We start from the raw sequence: 1447 nt of genomic DNA on the forward strand, positions 1-1447 counted from the left end.
ATCAGGACCTGCCGTTCGAGCAGGTGGTGGAGATCGTGCAGCCGCCCCGGGCTCTTGATCACACGCCGTTGTTGCAGGTGATGCTGGCCTGGGAGAACAATGCGGTTGGAGCATTGGACCTGCCGGGACTGAGTGTCGAAGCTGCCGGGGACGAGCTTGATCAGGTCAAGTTCGATCTGGAGCTGAGCCTTGGCGAGCATGGCGAGGAGATCGCCGGAACGCTGGGTTATGCCACGGCGCTGTTTGATCAGGCGACGATCGAGCGGCAGCGTGGTTATCTGCTGGCGCTGCTGCGGGCGATGGCTGCCGATGCGCAGCAAGAGGTCCGCCGGATTGAGCTGCTCTCGACTGCCGAGCGCACGTATCTGCTGGAGGAGCTGAATCGGACGGCGGCGCCGTATCCTGCGGAGCGGTGCATCCACGAGCTGTTCGAGACGCAGGTGCACAAGGCGCCGGATGCGGTGGCGGTGGTCTGCGAAGATGAGCGGCTGAGCTATGGCGAGCTCAATGCGCGGGCCAACCGCCTGGCACATCACCTGATCGCCCTCGGCGTCAGGCCGGACCAGCCGGTTGCGATCTGCGTCGAGCGCAGTCCGATGATGGTGGTGGGGCTTCTGGCGATCCTGAAGGCCGGCGGGGCGTATGTGCCGCTGGACCCGGCCTATCCGCCGGCGCGGCTGCATCAGGTGCTCGACGATGCAGCGCCGCGGCTGCTGCTAGCCGATGTGGCCGGCCGTGCCGCCTTCGGCTCGGATGTGCCGGCCAATGTGAGCGTGGTGGAGCTCGATACTGCGGCGCCGGCCTGGGCCAGCCTGCCGGAAGTGGATCCTGACCCGCGCGCGCTCAGTCTGATCTCCCGCAATCTCGCCTATGTGATCTACACCTCGGGATCCACGGGCACGCCCAAGGGGGCTCAGAATGAGCATCGGGCTATCGTTAATCGCCTGATCTGGATGCAGAACGCCTATGGTCTGAAGGCTACAGACGTCGTGTTGCAGAAGACGCCATTTAGCTTCGATGTCTCGGCCTGGGAGTTCTTTTGGACTTTGCTTGAAGGGGCAACGCTGGTACTGGCGCCGCCCGGTGCGCACAGAGATCCCGATGCATTGGTCGACTTGATCGTCAGCCAGCGCATCACGACGGTTCACTTCGTGCCATCCATGCTGGTCAGCTTTTTGGATGCGAAGGGTGTTGACCGCTGCACATCGCTGCGGCGGGTTTTATGCAGCGGCGAGGCGCTCCCTGCCGCCAGTGTGCATAGGGTTCGGCGCGCATTGCCCTGGACGGCCCTGCACAATCTCTACGGTCCGACTGAGGCCGCGATCGACGTTACATCCTGGAGCTGCCCGGCTGAGTTTGATGAGGCTATGGTCCCGATTGGCCGTCCTATTGCCAACACGAGGGTCTACTTGCTGGATCGTCATGGCGGGCTGGTGCCGTCTGGGGC

At 63.9% G+C, this 1447-nt stretch carries 1 protein-coding gene; it reads left to right on the plus strand.

All coding sequences use genetic code 11. The annotated features are described in order from the left end of the window. A partial coding sequence (locus tag CV770_RS41060; protein ID WP_146101476.1) for a non-ribosomal peptide synthetase occupies positions 1–1447 on the plus strand: 1447 nt, incomplete at both ends.

The organism is Bradyrhizobium sp. AC87j1, assembly GCF_002936975.1.
In the GTDB taxonomy this organism is placed as follows: Bacteria; Pseudomonadota; Alphaproteobacteria; order Rhizobiales; family Xanthobacteraceae; genus Bradyrhizobium; species Bradyrhizobium shewense.